The organism is Gammaproteobacteria bacterium, assembly GCA_003696665.1.
GTDB lineage: Bacteria > Pseudomonadota > Gammaproteobacteria > Enterobacterales.
Genome location: RFGJ01000159.1, coordinates 1 through 3817 on the forward strand (window position 1 = coordinate 1; position 3817 = coordinate 3817).

General features: G+C 52.5%; 4 protein-coding genes. 2 read left to right on the plus strand and 2 right to left on the minus strand.

What is annotated here, in order from left to right; all coding sequences use genetic code 11:
• On the minus strand, positions 1–539 hold a 539-nt coding region (locus D6694_04830; GenBank protein RMH45383.1), incomplete at its 3' end, for a tRNA 2-selenouridine(34) synthase MnmH.
• Positions 540–655: 116 nt separating this feature from the next.
• Between D6694_04830 and smrA the strand changes: the two genes are divergently transcribed.
• Positions 656–1237: a DNA endonuclease SmrA gene (smrA, locus tag D6694_04835; GenBank protein RMH45384.1), complete on the plus strand. Its 582-nt coding sequence runs from the start codon at positions 656–658 to the stop codon at positions 1235–1237.
• Between the two features lie 58 nt (positions 1238–1295).
• Positions 1296–2759 (plus strand): aminoacyl-histidine dipeptidase, encoded by a 1464-nt coding sequence (locus D6694_04840; protein ID RMH45385.1) that lies wholly within the window; start codon positions 1296–1298, stop codon positions 2757–2759.
• Position 2760: 1 nt separating this feature from the next.
• On the opposite strand, the gene D6694_04845 is transcribed toward D6694_04840, so the two are convergent.
• A partial coding sequence (locus D6694_04845) for a potassium transporter (GenBank protein ID RMH45386.1) occupies positions 2761–3817 on the minus strand: 1057 nt, incomplete at its 5' end.

Genomic DNA, 3817 nt, shown 5'->3' on the forward strand with positions numbered 1-3817 from the left:
GCCGAACCGCGGTGATTGGCCGCCGCCTCTAGGTCCACCGCTTTGGCAAAAGCTTGCAATAATCGTGTCTTGCCTGTCCCGGTGCGCCCTCCAATCACCACAAAGTTGTCGCTGGCACACAGCTCAGCCAAACGTGTCATCAGAAAACGACGCATGGCTTTGTAGCCGCCCTGTATTCGAGGGACCGAAACGCCAATCTCCTGTAACCACTGTTGGGCAATGCGGGAGCGCTGTCCACCACGAAAGCAATACAAGGCGCCGTGCGGATGTTCGGCAAAAAAACGCTGCCACGCCGAAACACGCGATGACTTGACCTCACCGGACACGAGTTGGTGACCAAGTGCCACCGCAGCCTTAGGGCCTTGCGTTTTATAACAAATGCCAACTTGTTCTCGCTCCTTGTCGGTCAATATCGGCATGTTGACCGCGCACGGAAACGCACCTTGGGCGAATTCCACCGGTGCTCGAACATCCAGCAAAGGCACATTGTCAACGAAAATGCGCTCAAAGTGCCGTGAGTCCCACAATTGCATGGACATCGCCTCTTCATTATTTGATGTTATGCTAACAGTTCGCATCCAGCCATGGCCACCTGAATCACGTGACGATTTGTCGGCCGTGTTATAGTGATCCGTCTCAATAAACGGAGGCCAGAGTGAGTGACAAAGACCTGTTTCGCGAAAGCATCAAGGGCGTTCAGCCGATCACGTCCAATGACAAGGTCATCATTCGCCCGCAAGCCAAAGTGAGCGCGAAGAGTCTCAAAATTCGCCGGGAGCAGGCGGTGCTTGCGGCCACTCGACAAGACAAAAACTACTTGTCTGAGGATTTTATCACACCGATTGCCCCACATGCGTGGCTAAGCTACAAACGCCCTGGCGTGCAGGAGGGAGTCTTTCGCAAATTGCGGATGGGCAAGTATCCGATACAAGCTCGCCTCGATCTTCATCGCAAAACCGTCCAAGAAGCCCGAGCTCTAGTGTGGCGTTTTATCCATCAAAGCATCGCCGAAGATCGGCGTGTGGTCCTGATTACCCATGGCAAAGGCGAACGCCAACCTGAGCCAGCCAAACTAAAAAGCTTCACCAATCATTGGTTGCATCAACTGGCGGAAAACGGGTTGGTGCTGGCGTTCCATTCTGCCCAACCGCAGCATGGCGGCTCAGGAGCAGCCTACGTCTTGCTGAGAAAAAGCGTCGAAAAACAACAGGAAAATCGCGAACGGTTTCAATCTTAAGCATTCTGGAGTACTCGCGCTTTCCGGGTATAATGCTCGTCTTACTTTCTCTGGAGGAATGACAGTGTCAGAAATTGCCAAATTAGCGCCGCAGCAGGTTTGGAAACATTTTGCCAAGCTCTGTGAAATTCCACGCCCATCTCATCACGAGCAAGGCGTTATCGATTACATCATCTCGTTGGCCGAACAACGAGGACTTTCGTATGAAATCGATAGCGCAGGCAATTTAATTGTCCGTAAGCCCGCAACACCGGGCATGGAAAGCCGTCTTGGCGTTGTCATGCAAGGCCACATGGACATGGTCGCGCAAAAACTGCCCAACATAGATCACGACTTTACTAAAGACCCGATCCGCGCCTACATTGACGGCGAATGGGTCACCGCAGATGGCACTACATTGGGTGCTGATAACGGCATTGGCGTGGCCATTGCGCTCGCTGTGCTCGAATCTGATGACATCCCTCATCCTGCCGTTGAAGGCCTATTCACAGTCAACGAAGAATGCGGCATGTCTGGCGCGCTCGGTCTGCAGCCCGGCATTCTCAAAGGTGACTGGCTTTTCAATATCGACACAGAAGAAGAAGGCGAACTGTATGTTGGCTGTGCCGGCGGCCGAGACATTGAGATTCGGCTACCAGCAAAGCGTACGGCGACACCAGATGGTATGGTGGGTGCTGAAATTATTGTGGGCGGGTTGAAAGGCGGACACTCTGGCGTCGATATTCATTTGGGACGGGCCAACGCCAATCTGCTCACCAATGAATTCTTACAACGCGCCCTTGAGCTCGATGTTCACGTTGCACAGTTCGATGGCGGTAGCTTAAGAAATGCCATTCCGAGAGACGCCACAACCTATGTGGCCGTGCCGGATAAAAATTTTGACGCACTGTGCCGCCTTGCCGAGACTATGACTGCCGAGTTTCGCCAACGGTTCGGTGACATCGATCCAAACATCCAAATCCAGATCAACGCGGCTGCGCGCCCGGGCACAGTCTTCGAGCGTGGTTTTATCGAAACGCTCATCACCACGCTCGCCAAATGCCCAAATGGTGTCCTCCGCATGATTGAAGACCTGCCGAATGTCGTGGAAACCTCTGACAACATCGCACGCATCACCAGTGATGAACAAGAAGTGCGAATCGAAATTTCGGCGCGAAGTTCCGTCGAACATCGCAAAGATGAGCTCTGCGCACACATTCAGTCGCTGTTCGAATCCATTGGTGCGACGGTCACACAGAGCAACGATTATCCGGGTTGGCAGCCTGACATGCAGTCGCCACTCTTAGCGCTCGCGAGAGATGTCTACCAACGTCTTTACGGAAAAGTGCCTGAAACCAAAGTCATTCATGCAGGATTGGAGTGCGGCGTGCTTGGGGCGGTCTATCCACGCTGGAAGATGATTTCTTACGGCCCAACCATCACCGGCGCGCACTCGCCAGATGAACGCGTTCGCATTGCGGACGTCGGCAAAGTGTGGGATTTCACCAAAGCTTTGCTCGCGGCCGTCCCCGAAAAAGCGTAATTCATGACTCGCTCCCGTCGCCATGGTCAGACGGGAGCACCTTAACCGGTATCGGGCCGGTCACATCCAAGTGCACATCCCGCTGAGGATACGCAATGACAATGCCTGCCTTGTTGAAGCGCTGATAAATTTCATAGCCAATGGCATTGGTAATCTCCCAACGTTTTTCCAGATTGTCATAAAAGACACGCAACTGCAGAATGATCGCATTGTCGCCAAACGCGACAAACAACACGTCGGATTTTGGCTCTTCCATCACCATTGGATGGTTCCGGGCAATGTCCAAAAGAATTTCGGTCGCCTGGTTCAAGTCCGAGCCATAAGCCACACCGACTTCTATTTTGAGCCGGTTAATACGGTCACTCAATGTCCAGTTGATCATTCGACCAGTGATCAAGTCCTTGTTGGGCACCAAGTATTCTTGCCGGTCGAAGGTGGTAATGGTGGTTGCCCGTATTCGAATTTTCGACACCACGCCCGAGACAGTATCCAGCGTTACGGTGTCTCCGACACGGATGGGGCGTTCAAACAGCAAAACCAAACCGGACACAAAATTGGCCACAATTTCCTGCAAGCCAAAACCTAATCCGACACCGATGGCAGCGACCAACCACTGAATTTCCGACCAGCGAAAACCGATGCTGGTCGCGATGACACTGATGCCGATCATCCATATGGAATAACGCACTAAAGTGACAATGGCATAACGCAATCCGTGATCCATGCGACTGTTGTTCAACAGCAACATTTCAACAAATCCGGGAAGATTTCGCGCGATCACCACGGTCACCATGATCATCACTAACGCGAACAGTAAATCTGCCGTCGTCAAGGGTGTCGCTTGCATAACACCATCGACTTCACGCATCACAGTCAATGGGAGTGCATAATCTAAGCTACTGCGAAGCGCGGGGAAAAAGTCCTGCCAAATCATCCATAGGCCAATCATGGCAACGACTAGCACTCCTGTCGTCAACAACCGATTGGCTTGCTGGCTCACCAAGTCAACATCGGCGAATTGCTCTTCTATTTTGATTTCAGGCTCTTGCGCAATGTCC